The organism is Paenibacillus sp. J22FR21 (assembly GCF_056269135.1).
Genome location: NZ_JBWDNJ010000006.1, coordinates 155,729 through 174,980 on the forward strand (window position 1 = coordinate 155,729; position 19,252 = coordinate 174,980).

Genomic DNA, 19,252 nt, shown 5'->3' on the forward strand with positions numbered 1-19,252 from the left:
CACATAATGTTGCATATTGGGCAATATATCGTCCACCTCGTTCCAGATCAGCGGTATATCCATCACAAGGAACTGCCGAGCAAATAAAAAAGATGGCATCCGGTCGAGCCGAATGCCATCTTTTCGTAGGATTACCCGCGGAGCAGCAGGCGGTTAAAGTAGTCGATTGTGAACTGAACGCCTTTGTCGCCGAGCTCGCCCGTCCATGTGTGGGAATGCGGTTCGATGCTCAAGCCGCCTTGGTAGCCACTCCCATAGAGGATCGCCATGAACGTTCCCCAATCTGTCTGATCCATGCCTGCCGGCGGATCATCGAAACGTTTGCCGTCAATGATGACGGAGCCTTTGATGTGGATATGCTTGATGCGCGAGCCCCAATCCACGATTTCTTTCAAATAATCTTGTCCGGCATATCGGGCATGCGAAGGATCGTATTTGATGCCAAGCTCCGGCAAATGGCCGTGAATGAGCTTCCACGCTGCATCGTCCACAATGTAATTGTTCCAGTGGCAGTTGTACGTCGCAATGGTGATTCCGCGCGTTTTGCCATATTCAATCAGGACGGTGAAGTAGTTAATCGCCGCTGTGATGTTCTCGTAATAGGAGAGCTCTTCGATGTAGTTGCAGCCGCCTACAAATACCGGACAACCAAGCTCTTGGCAAGCATCGATAAGTGCTTGTGATGCCTTCAGTTCCTCTTCGTTGATGCTGCCATCCTTATTGATCCGATCAGGGCCCCAACGTCCGATCGATGCAACAGCTACGCCGGTCCGCTCACTCGCGGCTTTCAGCTCCGGCACAAGGTCCGTGAAGGTAGCAGCAGGAGTGCCCACATTGACGCAAAACTCTAAAAAGGCCAAGCCGAGATTGGCCGCATAATCGAAGCTTTCAGCACGATAATCTGCAATGATTCCAAGTTTCATGTTCGGTTCGACTCCTTCGTCTTCATCCTATTATGGCTAGCCATTCCGAAACGTTTCGGATTACCCGCACTCCCACTATATAACCAGAAAGAAAGCGATTGCAACATAAATTAATCGACAAAAGCTAGATGATTAGTGTGAGTAATTTGCATGGTCGGCAGGGCAGTAGCAGGACAGAGATCGAGCAGCGGGACTGCGGGTTGCTACAGATGGAACAGTATGCGGCGGGACTGCGGATCGCGATAGTTGGGGCGATGAGTTGTGGTGTAGCAGGAGCGACAGTTAGGAAAATGAGCAAGGGGTTCGAGCGGGGAAATTGTGTATCAGGCGGCGGTGTTGGCAAGCTAGTTGCTGTGGTTACTCACTCGTACCCTCACCTCACCTCACCTCCACTCCCACTCTCAATTTCACTCTCGCTAACGAACCGTACAGGTCTTATTTTGCGGAAATAGGGTCTTCTAAAATTCTAACGAACCACAGGGGGCTTATTTCGTCGGAAATGGCGGTATCGAGCATGATTGAGGTGATATAAGACCTGTGCGGTTCGTTAGAATTTTAAATCGGGGGAAAACGGCGAAATAAGACCTCTACGGTTCGTTAGAGTTGAACGTGCGGTGGCAGGAGTGCAGCAGCGCTCCCCTCTCACCTGACTAATGATTCCGGCTCCGCGGCATGCATGGTGCTGAACGCAAAAAGGCGGCACAGGACTGAACCCCACGGAACGCACAAAAAGGTGGCATAGGGATGAACCCTTTGCCACCTTTTTGTGATTTTGCCAAGTCGATATTAGTAAGTCATGCCCGGGTAAAGCGGGTATTGCGACACGAGGTCGCTTACCATACCGCGTGCTTTCTCCAGAACGGACTCGTCCTTCGGATTCTTGAGCGTCATGGCGATGACTTCTGCGATTGTAGCCATTGCGTCTACGCCCATGCCGCGCGATGTCGCTGCAGGCGTACCGATACGGATACCGCTTGTGATGAACGGGCTCGTTGGATCGAACGGAATCGCGTTTTTGTTGACTGTGATTTGAACGGAATCCAGAACGTGCTCCGCATCTTTACCTGTGATGTTCAGGTTGCGAAGGTCGATCAGCATCAAGTGGTTGTCGGTACCGCCGGAAACGATGTTGATGCCTTTCTCAATAAGAGCGTCAGCAAGCGCTTTTGCGTTGTCGACAACGTTCTTGCCGTATTCTTTGAACGAAGGCTGAAGCGCTTCGCCGAAAGCTACTGCTTTTGCCGCGATAATGTGCATCAGAGGTCCGCCTTGGGAACCCGGGAATACTGCTTTATCGATCGCTTGCGCCCATGCTTTGCGGCAAAGGATCATACCGCCGCGAGGTCCGCGAAGCGTTTTGTGCGTAGTTGTTGTTACAAAGTGTGCATGTGGAACCGGGCTTGGGTGCAAGCCAGCAGCTACCAGACCTGCGATGTGCGCCATGTCAACGAAGAGCAATGCGCCTACGTCGTTAGCAATACGGCCCATTTCTTCAAAATCGATGATGCGCGGGTAAGCCGATGCGCCTGCAACGATCATGCGCGGACGGTGTTTGAACGCCAGCTTGCGCACTTCTGCATAGTCGATTGTAAATGTTTCTTCGTTAACGCCGTAGGCCACGAAGTTGTACAGAAGACCGGATGCATTAACCGGGCTGCCGTGCGTCAAGTGACCGCCATGCGCCAGGTTCATACCAAGAACCGTGTCGCCCGGGTTTAGAGCTGCCAGGTAAACAGCCATGTTCGCTTGTGCACCGGAGTGAGGCTGAACGTTCGCGTGCTCGGCACCGAACAATTCTTTGGCACGGTTGCGTGCGATATCTTCCGCGATATCGACATGCTCACAGCCGCCGTAGTAACGTTTGCCCGGGTAGCCTTCTGCGTATTTGTTCGTCAGCACAGTGCCCATTGCTTCCAATACCGCTTCGGAAACGATGTTCTCGGATGCGATAAGCTCGATGTTGTCGCGTTGGCGCTGAAGTTCCAGGCCTAGGGCTTTCAGGATTTCCGGATCTTGTTTACGTAGGTTTTCCATGTTGATGAGTCCTCCTCAAGATAAATAAGTATATTCGTTAGTCGCAAGTGCCAGCAGATGTTGCCGGGCCAGCCGCTTCTCGCGTGTAAACCGCACGTTCCCCGCCAATTAGCTTCGGACGGGTGTAAGCCATCGTTAAATGCGCGGATCCGATTGCTCGAATCGTTGGTCGCACCGGTACCGCAACACGCTTCAAGTGCATGCCGATGAAGGTGTCGCCGATATCGATGCCCGCATGTGCCTGAACCGTCTCGGTCAGCACGGCATCCTGCAGCGTTTGGAACGCGTAGGCTGCCATCGAACCGCCGGCTTTGCGCACAGGGATTGCCGAAACGAGATCTAAGCCATACCGCTCGGCAGCTTCCCGTTCCATGACAAGGGCCCTGTTGAGATGTTCGCAGCACTGATAAACCGGATAAAACTGCAAGTCTTGACGCACCTTCTCGACCCCCGCATAGATCGCAGCTGCCGTTTCTATCGTGCCTGATGTACCGATCCGCTGTCCGAGCACCTCGCTGGTAGACACGCCGATTACGAGCAGCTGTCCTTGGCGAATGCCGGACGCGGCTGCAAGCTCGCGGACTATGGTTTCTACATCCTTGGTCAGCTTTGCCGAATCCATGCTGTTTATTCCGTGGTCTTGGTCGCTCATCGCCGGGTACGCCCCTTACTCAGATTTCGCCGCATCGGCGAAGTCTGCTTCAAGCTTCATTACTTTGTTCACACGGCCGATATGACGCTCGCCACTAGAGAACGGGGTCTCGAGCCAAATCCGGATAATCTCTTGGGCCACGCCGGGACCAATAACGCGCTCACCCATGGCCAGTACATTGGTATCGTTGTGCTCGCGGGTTGCTTTGGCCGAGAACATATCGTGCACGAGCGCGCAGCGAATGCCTTTGACTTTGTTAGCCGCGATGGACATGCCGATTCCAGTGCCGCAGATGAGAATGCCGCGCTCTGCCTTGCCTTGTGCAACAAGCTCCGCAACAGGAAGAGCATAATCCGGGTAGTCTACGGACTGGTCGCAATCGCAGCCAACGTCCTCAATCTCGTGACCAAGCGATTTGATAAACGGAACTAGCTCATCTTTCAAGCGGTAGCCCGCGTGGTCTGCGCCGATGGCGATTTTCATATCCATTTTCCTCCCAATAGAACCGCACATGGCGGAAATTGTCGATTCACAATGGCATTAGTATACCTGATTTCGCCGAAAAAGACGAAAAAAGAGCAAGCATGCATAATGCACGCTGCTCTTTGCCCAGGCGACCGGCCGTATGATCCGATGCTCCACCGTGGTTTAACCCACTTTCGTCGCCAGTTACATCGGAAACCGTCTTTAGTTGCTTTTATCATAACGGATTTCGGCCTCAAAATCAATCGTTGCCGGCAAGAAACGGCATCTGCCATCCTTTGGAAGCACTCTCTGTGGCGCAAAGAAAAGAGAGGGAAATTTACAGAAATAATATCAAACTTATCCCTTCAGTCGGTCCAGGAGACGGCCCAGCGCCGCTTCGATTTGGGTCGCACTCTGCTCATACATGGCCAGCGATCCGCCGAAAGGATCTTCCACATCGAAGCTGGGAATTTGCCGCTCCAGCTCTAAGAGCTTGGACCGCTCCTGCGGAGTCAGCGGCTGGCCCAGCGCTTGCTTGATCTGCCAGGTCGAATAGAGCCCTTCCAGTTCGGCGATGTCCGAGAGCACCTTGGGGTCCGTATTCACGAACTCGAGCAGCGTATGCGTCTTGTCCACCGCAGCCGGAAAATGCTGCAGCAGCTGCCTCTTATGGCTGGCAGTCATCGTCAATATAAGATCAGCCCACGCAATCGAGCCGCCTTCGAGCGCTTTTGAGGTGCCGTTGTGCGCGATATCACGATTGGACAGCGCTGTCCGTGCATGATTGGAAACAGGCAGTCCATCGATCGTGGACACGCCTGCGGAACGAATATCGAGCTGCATGCCCCTTTGCTGGGACATCGCCCGAAGCAGCGCTTCAGCCATTGGTGAACGGCAAGTATTGCCGGTGCACACGAATAGAATCCGTTTCACGATTGATTTCGCTCCTCTTCGTAGGTGTGGTTTGGGATATGGTGAACTGGTGAATTGGTGAATTGGTGAAGAAAATGATGCTGACGCAAGATTGCTATGCCGTATTTCGTTTCGCGCTAACGAATCGCTGTATGATTCGTAAGCGTGCGTGTGCCGGAAGGTCAGAACAGGAACAGCAAGCCGAATGTAAATAAGATGACGCCGCCGCACGCTTCCCCGTACCCGCCGAGACTTGTCCCCACCTTACGACCGAGCAGCAGTCCAAATACGGACATCATCCCTCCGGCAACGCCGAACAGCAGTACGGTCAGCAGCATGTCCGTATCGAACATGCCAAGAGAGATGCCGACGGAAAAGGAATCCACGCTCACGCCTAACGCGAACAGCAGCATCCCCCATGAACTGCGATAGTCGATCGACTCTACGGCGTCGCCGCGCAGCGAGCTGTAGATCATATGGCCGCCGAGCAGCAGCAGCAGCGCACCTGCCGCAGTCGTCGCAACGCCGCCAAGCAGCGTACTTACATATTTACCCGTGAAAATGCCCATGAGCGGCATGATCATGTGAAAAAGCGCAATGATCGCGCTAAGCTTTGCTATATCCTGCAGCCGAATGCCTTTGAGCCCAATGCCGATACCCAGCGAAAAAGCATCCATCCCTAGTGCCACAGCAATGATCAGCAGCGTCAGCAATTGTCCGGCATGCATGCCCGCCTCAACCATTTCATCCTCTCCTTGTCCGCAACCTCTCCACAAGCATATGCGGACAAGATTGGAAAGATGACCTTGGGGAGGCGCTAGGCGCGCGAAAGGGCCGGTGGCACGGGCTGCGGCGGGGTGATGCGGTTAAGGCTGGACCGGTGGCGCTTGGTGCGCGCGGATTCGCTAGGCCCGGCGCGGTGAGAGCAACCGCGTAGCTGGAGCACGGCAAGCGCCGTCGCTAGACGTGGACCACCGCGTGGCCGGCCGCTTTGGATAAGCGGTTCATGAGCGCATGGCCGATCCCCTGCTCCGAGCAGGTCTCGGCCCAAATGCGCTGTACGCCGCGATTGTCGAACTCGCGCAGCGCATTATAGAGGCCGTGCGCAGCCGTTTCCAGCTGCGCCAGGCTGCCGACGACGAGCACGCAGTCGGCGTCGTACCGAGCAGCATGCTCGGCGAAGGCGAGCACGCCTGTGCGCTCGCCGCGCGCTTTCGCTGCGCTGGCCTCCGCCTGAATATAGGCGGAGACGGCGTCAGCGTCGCCTTTGACCAAGTGCATCAGCCCCTGCGGGGCGTAATGCGCATATTTCATGCCGGGCGAGCGCGGCGCCTGCGCTTCCGCAGCGCGAGCTTCCGCCGCTGATGGCGCAGCAGCGGCTGCCTCCATGCCGGCGCCCGGCGCGGCAACCGCGTCGAAATCGACCTGCGCCGCAACCTCGCGCAGTGCTTCGGCCGTCACGCCGCCGGGGCGCAAGATCCGCACAAGATCGCCGTCAACCTCGACGACGGTCGATTCAAGGCCTACACCTGCAGCGCCGCCGTCGACAATACCGTCGATCAGGCCGCTCAGGTCATCTCGCACATGGGAGGCCAGTGTCGGACTCGGACGGCCGGAGCGATTCGCGCTTGGTGCCGCCAGCGGACAACCCGAAGCAGCAATAAGCTGCAGCGCCACAGGATGAGCAGGCATCCGCACCGCAACGGTAGCAAGTCCGGCTGTAACCCGTGGCGAAACAGCCCCAGGCTTCACCGGCAGCACAATCGTCAGCGGCCCCGGCCAGAAACGATCCATGAGCCGCTCAGCGAGCATGGACGATTCTCCTTCCAGCGGAAGTGTCAGCTCCTCCAGCTGCTTGCGATCCGAGATATGAACGATTAGCGGATTGTCGGAGGGGCGCCCTTTTGCCTCAAAAATCCGTTCAACCGCTGCCGTACTCCTCGCATCCGCCCCTAGCCCGTAGACCGTTTCAGTCGGAAAAGCAACGGTCCCGCCTTCTCGCAGCAAAGCTGCAGCCTCGTTAAGTTCACCGTCACGCGGGTGGTGGCTGTCCACTTCCCAGAGTAATGTTTTTCGTAGATGGATGGTCAATGTCGTATCCCCAGCTTCTGCTTTGTTTTGCCCCATTATACCATACGCCGCCAAGCGCCATCCAAACAGCCCTCTCCCATACAATAAAAGCCCAATCGCGAGGTGCGCGATTGAGCTTTATTAATTGTTAGCTAAAGAGGCTGCGGAAGAAGCTCAAGATCGACTTGATGATTTCCCACAGAAAAAACTTCACTTCCGGCTGCTTCGCTTCACCTGCTTGAACATCTTGATCGGAAGCTTTATCTTGGGCAGGAGCATCTGCCGCGACTGAGGTTACTTTTGCATCGTTGTCTGCTTTGGCACTTACACTTGCTGTTGCAGCTACCGCCGGAGTTGACGCTTCCCCACTCACAGCATCCACGAAGCAGAGCGGCGGGAACAGTACGCACCACCAGTTTTGTCCGGCACCAGCACCGAGCGTGATGCGAAGCGCTTCGTAGTTACCGGCAGGGTACACTTGCGTGCCATATATTTTAGTTGGAAACGGCACTTGGCCGAGTTCCGCTTGGAATCCATAGTGAAAACCGCGCGAGCTGAGTTCGGCCGAAATAATGCCTTCGATGTCGCTCATATGATTGCGGATTGTGGCACGCGCTTCCTCGATTGTTTGCGGACCAGCCACCCAGTTGTTCATTTCCGCTACGATGGCATCACGAACCTCACGTTTTACCGCTTGATCGGACGCGCTGTCGGAATTCGCTAGAATACGTAGACGAATAGATTCAGACGGAATGCCGCCGCCGGCAATCGCCGCATCGGCACGTTGACTTTCCCAGCTCATAAGCAATACTGCGGCGATAAGAAGGACATACCCATAAATCGGACGATAAGGAAAACGGGAATAAGTGCGAATCATAACGACAAGCTCCTTTGTGGCACCCGTCGGTGCATCGGCTTGCGTTCCGGAACGATCATATCCCCATTATGTCCCTCGCGGCGGCTCTCTAAACCTATCAATCCTCTTAAAAAGTTTCGTAGAGTAAAAGAGAAACAGCGCCTCATGTAACTTGGCTCATGTATGTTAGTTGGAGTAGTTTCGAGTGCGTAAAATCGGCTATTATAGGCGGAACATGTTGGCGTTTAGAAAACACTCTTGGGATTGAACAACTGTAAGCGGAATAGCCGCTTAAGAATGGTGGAAACTAGCTAGTTTGGTCCTCTTTAGCGGCATAGTCGCTAATTCTAACGTTTTCTGGAGCCTGCACCTGTTCTGTTTTCGCCATTTCAACCTTCAAAACGGCCAACAAAAAGCCTGAGAGCTCAATTTCGGAACTCTCAGGCAAATATACACGCTAGTTCACTGCTGAGAGTCGGATTTTTGTACTCTCAGCTCCAACTAGAAGCTGCTTCCGCTGATCGTCATACTGAGAGTTCGATTTCCGATCTCTCAGCCCCATAGAAAGCGCGATTCTCACCGCAACAACAAAGGCTATTCCACCGCCAGCACATGTCGGCCAATGCCTGCATAGTCGTCGATGATGCGCACCTCGCGCCAAGCGCCGATGCCGCGGAGCAGGTCGGCGACCGCTTCGGCTTGGCCCATGCCGAGCTCGAAGCCGACGATGCGCGGCAGCGCGGACAGCTGCATGAGCTGCTCGGCCATGCGCCGATACGGCGTCAGGCCGTCATCGCCGCCATCGAGAGCAAGACGCGGTTCATGATCGCGCACTTCCGGCTGCAAGCCGGCAATGTCACCCGCCGGAATATACGGCGGGTTCGAGACCAGCACGTCGATGCGCAGGCCGGCCACGCCGCCATTCGCGTCGACTCCAGGCTCCTCGGGCCGCGTCTGCGCGAACGGCCCGAGCAGGTCGCCCTGCACGAACGTCATGCGCGCCGCTGCGCCTTGGCGTTCCGCATTCGTTCGGGCGACAGCGAGCGCGTCCGGCGACAGATCGGACGCGCATACGCGCCACTGCGGACGCAGCGTTGCCAGCGTCACGCCAATGGCGCCGCTGCCTGTGCCGACATCAACCACTGTCGGCCCCATGACGACACTCGCCCTACTCGCTGCTTCACCTTCTTTTACAGCCTTGCCACTCACTTCCCCGCCTTCTTTTACCGCCTCGCCGCTCACTCCCGCGCCTTCGCTTACAGGCGCACTACCACTCGCCGCTGCTCCTTCACTTCCTGCATCGCCCTCGCCCGCAGCTTCCGGCCACAGTTTATCCGCCGCTTCCAGTACGGCTTCAACCAGCAGCTCCGTCTCCGGTCGCGGGATGAGCACCGCGGGCGTGACAAGATACGGCAAGCCGTAGAACCACTGCTCGCCGATTAAATACTGCACCGGCTCGCCGGCTGCTTTGCGGGCAAGCAGCGCTTCCCATTCTGCCGCGTGCTGCTGCGGAAAAGGGTCTCGCCAATCGCGAATCAGCGCCGCCCGCTCTATTCCGAGCACATGCAGCAGCAGCAGCTCCGCATTATTGCGAGGTTCGCTGACGCCACGGGCTTCCAGCATCTTCGTCGCACGCACGCAGACTTCCCCAATTGTAAGGTGCACCCCGCTTCCGCTAACTCCTCCAGCTTGACCATTTTCCACCACAACAAGCACTCCCTTATTCTCAAACTTTATAATCTCTACACAAGTTCGCTGCTTCTCTCGAAGTTCGATTTCCTCTCTCGAGGTTCGCTTCTTCTCTCAAAGTTCGCTTACTTCGTTCCTTCAAGCTCCACTCGCATCATTCTTTCGAGGTCCCACATCTCCAAGCTACACAAACGGGAGCAGCCTAGGCCGCTCCCGTTTACTCCATCTATAATTCGCTCTAAGATTGCTATTTCACCGAACTCTTAAACCAAATTCTCGCGTTCCATCAATTCCGTCTGAGCCGTTAAGGTCAGCGCATTGATGATTTCTCCCATATCGCCGTTCAATACGGAATCGAGCTTGTGCAGCGTAAGGCCGATACGGTGATCCGTTACCCGGCTTTGCGGGTAGTTGTAGGTCCGAATCCGCTCGCTGCGGTCGCCTGTACCGACTTTGCTCTTGCGTTCGCCGGCATACTTGGCTTCTTCTTCTTGACGCTTGATATCCGAAATCCGCGCACGAAGAACTTGAAGCGCCTTCGCTTTGTTCTCGTTCTGCGACTTCCCATCCTGACACTGAGCCATGATGCCCGTCGGAACGTGAAGCACTCGAACCGCTGATTTGGTTGTATTAACGGACTGACCGCCTGCACCGCTGGAGCAGAACGTATCGACCCGAATATCTTTATCGAGGATTTCAATCTCGACCTCTTCAACCTCAGGCATAACTGCAACCGTTGATGTCGACGTGTGAATCCGGCCGCCGGACTCCGTTACCGGAATCCGCTGAACGCGGTGCGCGCCGCTCTCGAATTTCAGCTTACTGTATGCGCCTTTGCCGGTTACCATGAAGATAACCTCTTTGAAGCCGCCAAGATCGCTCTCGCTGAATTCAAGAAGCTCTACGCGCCAGCCTTGAGTATCCGCAAATTTCATATACATCCGGTACAAATCCGATGCGAACAAGGCCGCTTCGTCGCCGCCGGCAGCGCCGCGAATCTCAACGATAACGTTCTTATCGTCATTCGGGTCTTTAGGCAGCAGGAGAACATGAATATGTTCTTCAAGCTCAGCCTGGCGCGTGCTCAGCTCATCGACTTCCATCTTCACCATCTCACGCATTTCATCATCAAGCTTCTCGTTCTGCATTACTTTTGCATCATCAAGCTGCTCGGAAACTTGCTTATATTCCGTATATGCCTCATAAGGAGCTTGCAAGTCCGACTGCTCCTTGGAGTAGTCGCGCAGCTTCTTCGGATCGCTAGCCACATCCGGATCGCACAACAGCTCGCTCAATTTCTCATACCGGTCAGCGAGTGCCTGTAAACGGTCCAACACTGTCATTCACCTCTACTTTAGAATAAATCCAATTGATTGTTCCTTTAGTATAACATAACGCACTACAAACCATAAACGTGACAATTTTGGAGAATTTGCCGACTTTAGTACAACTGCCGCAAGACATAGCAAAAGGACCCGAGAATTTCGGGCCCTAAAACCAACCATTCAATCGCTAAACGTTGAAACGGAAATGCATAACGTCGCCGTCTTGCACCACGTATTCTTTACCTTCAAGGCGAAGCTGTCCTTTTTCCTTCGCGGCATTCATGGAACCTGCCGCCATCAGATCGTCATAGGAAACAACCTCAGCACGGATAAAGCCGCGCTCAAAATCCGTATGAATAACGCCGGCCGCTTGCGGTGCCTTCATCCCTTTACGAATCGTCCAAGCACGCACTTCTTGCACGCCTGCCGTAAAGTAAGTGTACAGTCCAAGCAGCTTGTATGCTGCGCGGATCAGGCGGTTAAGGCCGGATTCCGTGAGGCCAAGCTCCTCTAGGAACATTTCTTTGTCTTCGCCTTCAAGCTCAGCGATTTCGGATTCTACTTTCGCGCTGATCGGCACTACTTCCGCGCCTTCTGCTTTCGCGAATTCACGTACCAATTCCACGTATTGGTTGCCATCGGAGTTTGCCGCTTCGCCTTCGCTAACGTTGGCTGCGTACAAGATCGGTTTCATCGTCAGCAGGTGAAGATCGCGAACAAGCGCTTTCTCATCCTCGGAGAGGTCCAGGCTGCGCGCCGGTTGATCGTTGTACAACGCTTCTTTAATTCGTTCAAGCGTTTCTACCTCTTGCACGACCTTCTTGTCGCCGCCTTTAAGGTTTTTGCGGGAACGCTCGATCTTGCGGTCAACGGAATCGATATCCGCCAAAATCAACTCCAGGTTGATCGTGTTGATATCGCCGATTGGATCGACTTTACCGGATACATGCGTGATGTTGTCATCTTGGAAGCAGCGAACGACGTGTACGATCGCATCAACTTCGCGGATGTGCGCAAGAAACTTGTTGCCGAGGCCTTCGCCCTTGCTCGCGCCTTTCACAATACCTGCAATATCGATGAATTCAAAAGCAGTCGGAACGGTTTTGTTCGGGACAACCAGCTCCGTCAATTTATCAAGACGCACATCCGGTACTTCAACGACGCCTACGTTCGGGTCAATCGTACAGAACGGATAGTTCGCGGATTCCGCGCCCGCTTGCGTTATTGCATTAAATAAAGTGGATTTGCCTACGTTCGGCAAACCGACGATTCCAGCTTTCAAAGCCATGTATGAAGACACCCCTGTTCCGTATTAAACAATCTCATGACATTATACATGAAGGGGGGGAAATAAAAAAGGAGACTCCGCGGATTCCCAGCATGCAAATGTTTGATTTTCCACGTTAATCAGCTAATACTGGAGAAATTGTTCGGCTTCCAAACGTTCGTCAACATCCCGCATGCCACCCCCTCAATCCGAACATACTACCTCATGTGCGACCATCCTTCGGAGGTGAACCGACATGGAAAACCAAACGCATAAAGGCAATTACAAAGGCACCACCAAGATGCATGCCAAGAATCAGGATATGGCCTTCGTCAACGATACCATTGAGGATGCCAAGTCCATCACTAACTTCAACCACGTGAAGAAGAAAACCGATAAGTAAGCCGGTCTCGCGGACCCTCCCTCTGCGTAGGAGCGGCACGACAAAGAGGGTGTCCCGCAAGATCATTACTGATCCGCGGACACCCTTTTTCTTGTTCGCCTTTTCCCTACGTCTCTAGCTTACGCCGGTATAAATATGAATCGCATCGCGCAGAAACTCGGCCGATCCCGGTTGATCCACGTCGTAATACGCTTTGAACCGTTCATCGTCCACATACATTTGCGACAGGTTAGCATGAGCTTCCTTGGTGTACTGCGGCCAATAGAAACCCAACCATTGACGGTGCAGATCGGCTGTCTTCTGTGCGAGCTCGCCTGCCGGATCCCCCTGCTTGAAAGCCTCCGCCAGCGATTCCTTGACCTCCTCGGCCAAGCGAGTGACCCGCTCGTGATCTTCTTGCGACATGCCTTTAACCTTCGCATTCGACTTGTTCACGACGTCATCGCCGTATTTCTCGCGCGCTTCCTTGCCGTATTTCTGCTCATTCTCGTCAATTAAGCGCTGTTTAAAGCCCTCAAATTTCTGTTTATCGCTCATAGAAATTCTCCCTTCAGCGGCAGCGATCGTTTGATCCACGTTTGCGATCAGCGCATCGAGCTGCCTTCTTCTGTCGAGAAGCTGTTCCCGGTGCTGGACCAAGGCTGCGGTGCCATTGAAGGACGGATCAGTCAGAAGCTCTTTAATGCGATCCAAGCTGACGCCAAGCTCCCGATAAAATAAAATCTGCTGCAGTCTGTCGACCTCCGCCTGACCATAAATACGGTACCCTGAAGAATTCATTCTTGCCGGCTTAAGAATGCCTACTTCGTCATAGAACCGCAATGTCCTCGTACTGATACCCGCGAGCCTGCCCAGCTTCTGAACGGTATATTCCACCTTCATCACCTCCCGACAACCTCACTCTACACCTTTACGTAACGTGAATGTCAAACCCATTTTTATTTATAAAATTGCGCGTTTTCCGCTCCCCTTACCCACGCATCCGTATCATATCCGCGTTCTTCCCAATATCCGGTATGATTCCCTTCAATAAGCTCAACCCGATTCAACCACTTGACCGACTTATATGCGTACATCTTCGGAACGATCAGCCGCACCGGGCCCCCAAGGTCGCTTGGAATCGGTTTGCCGTCGTGCAGCACCGCTACCAGGACATCATCCATATCAGCCTGCTCTAAAGTAAGGGAATCCGTATAGACGCCGTCGCCGGAGTACAGCTTCACTGTCTTCGCGGAAGACTTCACGCCTGCCATCTTCAAGAAATCCTTGAGCTTGATCCCTTCCCACGTGTTGCCCAGAACCGACCAGCCGGTCACGCAGTGGAAATCACTCACTTGGACTTCCCGCTTGAGTGCCACGAACTGCTCCCAGGTCCACTGCAAACGTTTCTCCACCAAACCGTCTACAATGAAACTGAATGTGCTGTTATCGAACTGCGGAATCGGCGTCACCGTATAAATGCGGAACGAGCCGCGGCTTCCTCCGCCAATGGGCGGCGAAGAGGCCGGAAGCGGTTTCGGTGCAGGAATGAGCGAATTGGCGTCAGCCTCTATGATTTCATCCAGATTCGCGCCGGGCGTCAGCTGGTTGCCGAACCATTTTAGAAAAGATGGCCCGATCGCAATGGCAATACCCGCTCCTACCGTAACGCGAATAAACGAACGCCTCGACATAACCGCCTCCGGTTTGGCTGCCGGATGAAGGCCTTCGCCTTGTTGTCCTGTCTTAACTGTGCGGCGATGCGGCTCTTTGAGCCATTTCAGCCTTGTGATGGAGTGGTAGATGATATAAGGAAGTCCGATCCATGTCAGCAGGTCATGAATGGTGAGCGCGCTGCTCGACCATGCCGGCCCAACCGCCTTGAATTGCCACAGAAGCACGCCGGACAGCAGCCAGCCGATCAACAGACCCAGTACGATGATGACGTTCGCTTTCTGCCACGACTTGCCCTTCAACTGTTTCCAGTGCTTCGCGGCCAGCGCTAAGTAGAACACAACCGGCAGCAGCGATGCGATCCCGACCACGATATGCACATAGCGGATGATGACCCGGCCTTCACCCAGAATGCCGCGCCATAACCCTTGAAACAGCACCAGTCCTGTCAGCGTCAGAATGACGACAATCCAACCGTTCACGGAATGAAGCTTAGCCAACTTCTTGCCGTACCCTTTGCGAAGCTGCGCGAGCCAGTTCTGCATGGAAGACCATTCCCCCTTGGCGGTTTATTCACTACCCACTACCTATACAGACGTGCGAATGAATCCGAAAAGCTCGTTATTCCATATGTATTTACGCAACGAAGCCCTCACACCATGTAGGCGCGAGGGCTCGTGAAGCAATACTTAGATTTGGCCTTGAATTTTGTTTTTCAGGGCGTCTTTGGATTGCAGACCAACCATTTTATCAACCGGTTGACCGTCTTTGAACAGAATTAGTGTCGGGATCGACATAACGCCGAATTGGGATGCCAATTCAGGCTCCTCGTCCACGTTGATTTTAGCGATTGTAGCTGTACCGGCAAGCTCGCCGGAAAGCTCTTCTACGATTGGAAGCTGCATTTTGCAAGGTCCGCACCATGGCGCCCAGAAATCAACGAGCGTTACGCCGCTCTCGATGCTTTTGTTGAATGTGTCTTTCGTCAATGCTACTGCCATATTCAATCATCCTCTCTACTATAAGTTCACAAGCTTATGGGAAGGGAAAACCCGTCACACCTTGTTCAGCACTGCTCGCATTCCTTAATCTGACCCAGCACATCGGAGATCGTGATGCCGCCAAAATAATTCTCCAGCTGCTTCTCCGCTCTGCAAAAGATCCCATCCATGACTTCACGCATGTTAGAGCCGACGACACAATCCATCTCTGGATTGCCCGAGCACCAGCTCGGAATAACGGAGCCTTGCGCCATTAACCGGTAAATGTCGGCTAGGTTGACGACGGCCGGATCCAGTGTTAACCGATATCCGCCTCCAGCGCCTTCCCTTGTATCGACATAACCGCCTCGCTTCAAACAGCTCATCACCTTGCGGATTCTGGCAGGATTGGTCGAGACATTATCGGCAATGGCTTCGCTGGGAGCCATGCGTTCTGGCAAATAAGCCAAGTAAACCAAACTGTGTACGGCAATGGTGAATTCGCTGTTCATGCTTAACGGCACCCCGCTTTGTACTGTAATCATATCAGTTACAGTTGAACCTGTCAACGGCGGTTGTACTTCTATTTTGCGAATAGGAGCAGTTGTCTATTCAAACAGCTCCAGCTGCTGCGCAGTTTCCTGCGGCGGAGGAGCCAGCTTAAACGAACCGCGCGGCGGCAGCTGGTGCAGCATCGCCATAAGCTGTAAGGCGTTATCCGCCGCATCGCCGCCGGAGTTGTTATTGAACAGCACGCATACCGTGCCGGTTGATTGCTCCAATCGCCTTAGTCGCTCCACCCACTCTGACAGTTCCGTTTCATTATAACGGTACAAATATCGAACATCCCGCCAGTTAGGTTGTCCAGCGGACACCCATCCATCCGTGTTGCGCCCATGCAGCCGTACGATGGTGAACTGTTCATCCGTAGCCGCTTCTACGATGGGAATGGAGCCTTCACCGGCTTGCGGCTCATCGCACACCGTATGAATCCAGCCTTCTCGGCGCGTAAAAGCAATGGTTTTCTCGCTCATTTCGCTTGTGAACCAGCTCTGGTTCCGAAATTCGAGTGCGCAAGGGATATCTGCCATCCGTGCCTTGGCCGTCCGCAGTGTCTCCACGTTAGGCCGCGTGCAATTAAACCACGGCGGGTATTGGAATAGTACGGCAAGCAGCTTGCCAGCGGCGCGGATCGGCTCAATTGCTTCTCGGAACGCTTGGAACATGGCCGCCTCGCTTTCGTAGGGATGATGCCCTTTTCCCCCGCGCGCATGACCTGTCATCCCTTGATAAGCCTTGATGACGAAGCGGAAGTGATCCGGCGTTTCAGTTGCCCATTTCTCCATGACCTGCGGGGACTGAATCGCATAGAAGGTGCTATCCACCTCGACGACCCGAAACCAGTGCGCATAGGCAGGCAGCTTATTCTTGTCCTTGCCCGCTTCCCGATATAGCTCCGAATGATCGCCCCAGCCGCATAGACCGATTTCAATCATACCGTCCCCTCCTTATTCACCTAACCGAAGTTTCTTATACCGATTATTTTACTGTCCTCCTAAATATTAACGCAACTATTCGAAAATGCACCATGCGCCGTATCTGCCCTTGCTTGATATGCAAAACTACATTAGCATGGTTATGTAACCGCAACATATTAAGAAAAGACCTGACAAACTATTCGAAAGGTTGTCGTTTCCATATGCATATTGACCTGTACTCGGATGTGGTCTGCCCCTGGTGCCGCATCGGCAAGCAAAATCTATACCGTGCGCTCGAGCTCTGGTCGGAGAAGAACGATGAGCCGGTCACCGTCACTTATCACGCTTATCAGCTTGATCCCGGTCTGCCTGAAGAGGGCAAACCGTTCGATGATGTGATGGCTAAGAAAATGGGCGGCCCCGAATCGATGAAACGCGCCACTCAGCAGGTTACGCAAGCCGGTGCGGCTGTCGGCGTGACGTTCCATTTTGACCGGGTCACTCGGATGCCGAACACGCGTCTTGCGCATCGTTTTGTCGCGATTGTGCCTGAGGAGCGTAAGGCGGAAGCAGTGGAAGAGCTGTTTCGTGCGTATTTCGAAGAAGGCCTTGATGTGGCGCAGATGAGCGTCATTATGTTGATTGCGGAGCGACTCGGCGTTTTCTCTCCAGAACTGCAAGCTCGTCTTGAGATCGGCGAAGGTGGCGAGGCCGTAGACGCCGATCTGAAGCGCGCGCAGCAAATTGGCGTGACAGGCGTTCCTTTCTTCGTCTTCAACAACCGCTATGCGCTGTCCGGCGCTTATCCCGCTGAAGAACTGCTAGGTTTGATGAGCGGCGTGAACACGGGCGTATAGCCACCTGTAAGCTGCTGCACAACTTCTGGCGGTCGAGGAGCAGACTGGAATGAATTCTTTGAACAGAAGGTATGACACTGACGTCATCGGGATCGACAAAGGCATCACCTTGCTGATGCTGGAGAACTACCGGAGCGGCTTCGTGTGGGAGCAATATATGAAGAATGCCCATGTGAAGCTTGGGGCGCAGAAGATTGGGTTGAACGCGAAAAAATAAAAGAAGCTTACCCTGCCGTCTTATGACGTCGCGGTAAGCTTCTTTTTTATTATAAGGCAGATCATTAATTAATGACCGCCGCCTGTAATACGTAATCCTGCAACACTTATTATGATCATAGCGATAAAGAGCAATTTCCGTTTATCCTTCGATTCACCAAACACCAGCATCCCCAGTATAACACTACCGACCGAGCCAATCCCCGTCCAAACGCCGTAGGCGGTGCTGATCGGGACATCCTGCAGCGATCGCGACAGGAAATAGAAGCTGACCATCCCGGACGCTAACGCGAGCACCGTTCCCTTCCAGTTTTTGAACCCATTCGACAGCTTCATCCCCGTCACGCCGCCTACCTCACCCAGCCCAGATATGAGCAAGAACAACCAGGCCACTTGCAGTCACCTCCATTTACTCCGTTGCCTCAGGAGCAGCATGCTCCGCTTGAGATTTCTTCGGCGTCTCTTCCTTACTTGATATCACTTTGAGCCCCACGATACCTCCGATAAGCATCGCGATAAACAACAGTTTGAGCAGATCTGCCGGCTCTCCTCGGACAATGCCGACGATGACGGTACCCACGGTACCAATACCGGTAAATATCGCGTACGCCGTTCCGATTTCGATGGTCCGCATCGCTCGTGCAAACAACATAAAACTTATAATTAACAACACAATGGTGATTACACTAGGCAGCCACTCCGTAAATCCATCTGACGCCTGCATGCCATAAGCCCAGCCCACCTCAAGCAGCCCGGCCAGCAGCAAATACAGCCATGCCATCGCGACTCATCCCCTCTCTATGCCGTTGCCGGCTTCAACGCCTCCCGCAGCCAGCTCCACAGCTGTTCCTGCCTCTTCCGATACAGCGCCGAATCGTACAATTTATGTTCCACGAGCAAGCCGTCAATAAGCGCATAAAATAAAGCCAGCAGCCGTTCAGCCTGTAACTCGCCCAGATTCCCCTCATTCGAGCTGCCCCGAAGCAGCGCCGATACGTGAACCGTTACTTCCTCTTCATAAGTCGTAAAATATTGGCTAAGCCGCGACTCCAAATGCCGTGGCGGGACAAGCATGGTTCGCTTAAGGAAGGATTGCCCCTTCGTAATCTGATCCAGATCGGTGTAAAACAAGAACACGGCATACAGCCGCTCTATTGGCGGATGATCCTCCATACTTTGAAGCAGCAGCAGAAGCTTCTCCCGCTCTTCCCGAATCGCGTCCTCCAGCAGCTCGATAAACAGCTGTTCCTTGGAGTCAAAATGAGCATAAATCGACGGTGTCTTGATACCCACTGACTTGGCGATCTCCGATAAGGAAACACCCTCATAGCCCGAATCCGCAAATAACGTCAATGCAGCTTGCTTCAACCGATTCGCCGTCATTATTAGTTCTCCCCTTGCATGGTCCGTATTATTGCCTAACGAACGTTAGTTAGCCTCAAGTGATAATAGCCCCTTTGGCAGCGGGTGTC

Annotated in this window: 22 protein-coding genes and 1 riboswitch; of the genes, 3 read left to right on the forward strand and 19 right to left on the reverse strand. The window is 53.8% G+C overall.

The features are described from left to right. Positions 1-131: 131 nt before the first annotated feature. The 11 genes from AC0YNS_RS21690 to ychF form a co-directional block, all read right to left on the reverse strand. Complete coding sequence (locus AC0YNS_RS21690) at positions 132-923, reverse strand: sugar phosphate isomerase/epimerase family protein (RefSeq protein ID WP_475783052.1); 792 nt, start codon at positions 921-923, stop codon at positions 132-134. Between the two features lie 786 nt (positions 924-1,709). Beyond that, positions 1,710-2,957, reverse strand: a complete 1,248-nt coding sequence (locus AC0YNS_RS21695) for a serine hydroxymethyltransferase (RefSeq protein ID WP_475783053.1) — start codon at positions 2,955-2,957, stop codon at positions 1,710-1,712. A gap of 37 nt (positions 2,958-2,994) precedes the next feature. Beyond that, a complete protein-coding gene (locus tag AC0YNS_RS21700; protein WP_475783054.1) occupies positions 2,995-3,609 on the reverse strand; it encodes a TIGR01440 family protein in 615 nt (204 codons plus the stop codon). Positions 3,610-3,624: 15 nt separating this feature from the next. Further along, positions 3,625-4,092 carry a ribose 5-phosphate isomerase B gene (gene rpiB, locus AC0YNS_RS21705; protein WP_475783055.1) on the reverse strand — a complete coding sequence of 156 codons (468 nt, stop codon included), beginning with the start codon at positions 4,090-4,092 and terminating at the stop codon, positions 3,625-3,627. Positions 4,093-4,209: 117 nt separating this feature from the next. Then, positions 4,210-4,292: riboswitch (ZMP/ZTP riboswitch) on the reverse strand. 139 nt (positions 4,293-4,431) lie between these two features. Next, the gene (locus AC0YNS_RS21710; RefSeq protein ID WP_475783056.1) at positions 4,432-5,007 is read right to left on the reverse strand and encodes a low molecular weight protein arginine phosphatase; all 576 of its coding nucleotides are present in this window, start codon (positions 5,005-5,007) and stop codon (positions 4,432-4,434) included. Positions 5,008-5,168: 161 nt separating this feature from the next. Next, the gene (locus AC0YNS_RS21715) at positions 5,169-5,729 is read right to left on the reverse strand and encodes a manganese efflux pump MntP (RefSeq protein ID WP_475783057.1); all 561 of its coding nucleotides are present in this window, start codon (positions 5,727-5,729) and stop codon (positions 5,169-5,171) included. A gap of 217 nt (positions 5,730-5,946) precedes the next feature. Next, entirely contained in the window at positions 5,947-7,113 is a 1,167-nt protein-coding gene (locus AC0YNS_RS21720) for an L-threonylcarbamoyladenylate synthase (RefSeq protein ID WP_475783317.1), read from the reverse strand. Positions 7,114-7,204: 91 nt separating this feature from the next. After that, positions 7,205-7,933 (reverse strand): stage II sporulation protein R, encoded by a 729-nt coding sequence (gene spoIIR, locus AC0YNS_RS21725; RefSeq protein WP_475783058.1) that lies wholly within the window; start codon positions 7,931-7,933, stop codon positions 7,205-7,207. A 573-nt stretch (positions 7,934-8,506) separates the two neighbouring features. Continuing rightward, on the reverse strand, positions 8,507-9,550 hold the full coding sequence (locus AC0YNS_RS21730) for a N5-glutamine methyltransferase family protein (protein ID WP_475783059.1): 1,044 nt from the start codon (positions 9,548-9,550) through the stop codon (positions 8,507-8,509). 314 nt (positions 9,551-9,864) lie between these two features. Next, on the reverse strand, positions 9,865-10,938 hold the full coding sequence (gene prfA, locus AC0YNS_RS21735; protein WP_475783060.1) for a peptide chain release factor 1: 1,074 nt from the start codon (positions 10,936-10,938) through the stop codon (positions 9,865-9,867). A gap of 175 nt (positions 10,939-11,113) precedes the next feature. After that, a complete protein-coding gene (gene ychF, locus AC0YNS_RS21740) occupies positions 11,114-12,214 on the reverse strand; it encodes a redox-regulated ATPase YchF (RefSeq protein ID WP_475783061.1) in 1,101 nt (366 codons plus the stop codon). A 235-nt stretch (positions 12,215-12,449) separates the two neighbouring features. On the opposite strand from ychF, the gene AC0YNS_RS21745 reads away from it, so the two are divergent. After that, the gene (locus tag AC0YNS_RS21745; protein ID WP_177186699.1) at positions 12,450-12,596 is read left to right on the forward strand and encodes a hypothetical protein; all 147 of its coding nucleotides are present in this window, start codon (positions 12,450-12,452) and stop codon (positions 12,594-12,596) included. Between the two features lie 114 nt (positions 12,597-12,710). Here AC0YNS_RS21745 and AC0YNS_RS21750 read toward each other — a convergent pair whose 3' ends face one another. The 5 genes from AC0YNS_RS21750 to AC0YNS_RS21770 form a co-directional block, all read right to left on the reverse strand. After that, a complete protein-coding gene (locus AC0YNS_RS21750) occupies positions 12,711-13,472 on the reverse strand; it encodes a MerR family transcriptional regulator (protein WP_475783062.1) in 762 nt (253 codons plus the stop codon). A gap of 62 nt (positions 13,473-13,534) precedes the next feature. After that, positions 13,535-14,794, reverse strand: a complete 1,260-nt coding sequence (locus AC0YNS_RS21755; RefSeq protein ID WP_475783063.1) for a molybdopterin-dependent oxidoreductase — start codon at positions 14,792-14,794, stop codon at positions 13,535-13,537. Positions 14,795-14,938: 144 nt separating this feature from the next. Then, positions 14,939-15,250 carry a thioredoxin gene (gene trxA / locus AC0YNS_RS21760; RefSeq protein ID WP_090982163.1) on the reverse strand — a complete coding sequence of 104 codons (312 nt, stop codon included), beginning with the start codon at positions 15,248-15,250 and terminating at the stop codon, positions 14,939-14,941. A gap of 65 nt (positions 15,251-15,315) precedes the next feature. Further along, positions 15,316-15,741, reverse strand: a complete 426-nt coding sequence (locus tag AC0YNS_RS21765; RefSeq protein WP_475783064.1) for an RrF2 family transcriptional regulator — start codon at positions 15,739-15,741, stop codon at positions 15,316-15,318. A gap of 96 nt (positions 15,742-15,837) precedes the next feature. Continuing rightward, entirely contained in the window at positions 15,838-16,725 is an 888-nt protein-coding gene (locus AC0YNS_RS21770; protein WP_475783065.1) for a DUF72 domain-containing protein, read from the reverse strand. 203 nt (positions 16,726-16,928) lie between these two features. Here AC0YNS_RS21770 and AC0YNS_RS21775 point away from each other — a divergent pair, with 203 nt between their 5' ends. Beyond that, positions 16,929-17,564 carry a DsbA family oxidoreductase gene (locus AC0YNS_RS21775; RefSeq protein ID WP_475783066.1) on the forward strand — a complete coding sequence of 212 codons (636 nt, stop codon included), beginning with the start codon at positions 16,929-16,931 and terminating at the stop codon, positions 17,562-17,564. Positions 17,565-17,613: 49 nt separating this feature from the next. Continuing rightward, positions 17,614-17,781: a glucoamylase family protein gene (locus AC0YNS_RS21780; RefSeq protein ID WP_475783067.1), complete on the forward strand. Its 168-nt coding sequence runs from the start codon at positions 17,614-17,616 to the stop codon at positions 17,779-17,781. Between the two features lie 68 nt (positions 17,782-17,849). Here the strand turns inward: AC0YNS_RS21780 and AC0YNS_RS21785 are convergent, their stop codons facing one another. Genes AC0YNS_RS21785 through AC0YNS_RS21795 form a run of 3 tightly spaced genes read right to left on the reverse strand, consistent with a single transcriptional unit; the run spans position 17,850 to position 19,163 of the window. Then, positions 17,850-18,173 (reverse strand): DMT family transporter, encoded by a 324-nt coding sequence (locus AC0YNS_RS21785; protein ID WP_475783068.1) that lies wholly within the window; start codon positions 18,171-18,173, stop codon positions 17,850-17,852. A 16-nt stretch (positions 18,174-18,189) separates the two neighbouring features. Then, positions 18,190-18,561, reverse strand: coding sequence for a DMT family transporter (locus AC0YNS_RS21790; RefSeq protein ID WP_475783069.1), 372 nt, complete (start codon positions 18,559-18,561; stop codon positions 18,190-18,192). Positions 18,562-18,578: 17 nt separating this feature from the next. Next, a complete protein-coding gene (locus tag AC0YNS_RS21795; RefSeq protein WP_475783070.1) occupies positions 18,579-19,163 on the reverse strand; it encodes a TetR/AcrR family transcriptional regulator in 585 nt (194 codons plus the stop codon). Between the last annotated feature and the right edge of the window lie 89 nt (positions 19,164-19,252).

Excerpts from the sequence above, each read along its gene's own strand:
- AC0YNS_RS21695 (WP_475783053.1), bottom strand. The coding sequence starts at position 2,957 with ATGGAAAACCTACGTAAACAAGATCCGGAAATCCTGAAAGCCCTAGGC.
- AC0YNS_RS21770 (WP_475783065.1), bottom strand. The coding sequence starts at position 16,725 with ATGATTGAAATCGGTCTATGCGGCTGGGGCGATCATTCGGAGCTATAT.
- AC0YNS_RS21780 (WP_475783067.1), top strand. The coding sequence starts at position 17,614 with ATGAATTCTTTGAACAGAAGGTATGACACTGACGTCATCGGGATCGAC.
- AC0YNS_RS21765 (WP_475783064.1), bottom strand. The coding sequence starts at position 15,741 with ATGAACAGCGAATTCACCATTGCCGTACACAGTTTGGTTTACTTGGCT.
- spoIIR (WP_475783058.1), bottom strand. The coding sequence starts at position 7,933 with ATGATTCGCACTTATTCCCGTTTTCCTTATCGTCCGATTTATGGGTAT.
- rpiB (WP_475783055.1), bottom strand. The coding sequence starts at position 4,092 with ATGAAAATCGCCATCGGCGCAGACCACGCGGGCTACCGCTTGAAAGAT.
- AC0YNS_RS21790 (WP_475783069.1), bottom strand. The coding sequence starts at position 18,561 with ATGGCATGGCTGTATTTGCTGCTGGCCGGGCTGCTTGAGGTGGGCTGG.
- AC0YNS_RS21795 (WP_475783070.1), bottom strand. The coding sequence starts at position 19,163 with ATGACGGCGAATCGGTTGAAGCAAGCTGCATTGACGTTATTTGCGGAT.
- AC0YNS_RS21775 (WP_475783066.1), top strand. The coding sequence starts at position 16,929 with ATGCATATTGACCTGTACTCGGATGTGGTCTGCCCCTGGTGCCGCATC.
- AC0YNS_RS21745 (WP_177186699.1), top strand. The coding sequence starts at position 12,450 with ATGGAAAACCAAACGCATAAAGGCAATTACAAAGGCACCACCAAGATG.
- AC0YNS_RS21715 (WP_475783057.1), bottom strand. The coding sequence starts at position 5,729 with ATGGTTGAGGCGGGCATGCATGCCGGACAATTGCTGACGCTGCTGATC.
- ychF (WP_475783061.1), bottom strand. The coding sequence starts at position 12,214 with ATGGCTTTGAAAGCTGGAATCGTCGGTTTGCCGAACGTAGGCAAATCC.
- AC0YNS_RS21755 (WP_475783063.1), bottom strand. The coding sequence starts at position 14,794 with ATGCAGAACTGGCTCGCGCAGCTTCGCAAAGGGTACGGCAAGAAGTTG.
- AC0YNS_RS21720 (WP_475783317.1), bottom strand. The coding sequence starts at position 7,113 with ATGGGGCAAAACAAAGCAGAAGCTGGGGATACGACATTGACCATCCAT.
- AC0YNS_RS21690 (WP_475783052.1), bottom strand. The coding sequence starts at position 923 with ATGAAACTTGGAATCATTGCAGATTATCGTGCTGAAAGCTTCGATTAT.
- AC0YNS_RS21700 (WP_475783054.1), bottom strand. The coding sequence starts at position 3,609 with ATGAGCGACCAAGACCACGGAATAAACAGCATGGATTCGGCAAAGCTG.
- trxA (WP_090982163.1), bottom strand. The coding sequence starts at position 15,250 with ATGGCAGTAGCATTGACGAAAGACACATTCAACAAAAGCATCGAGAGC.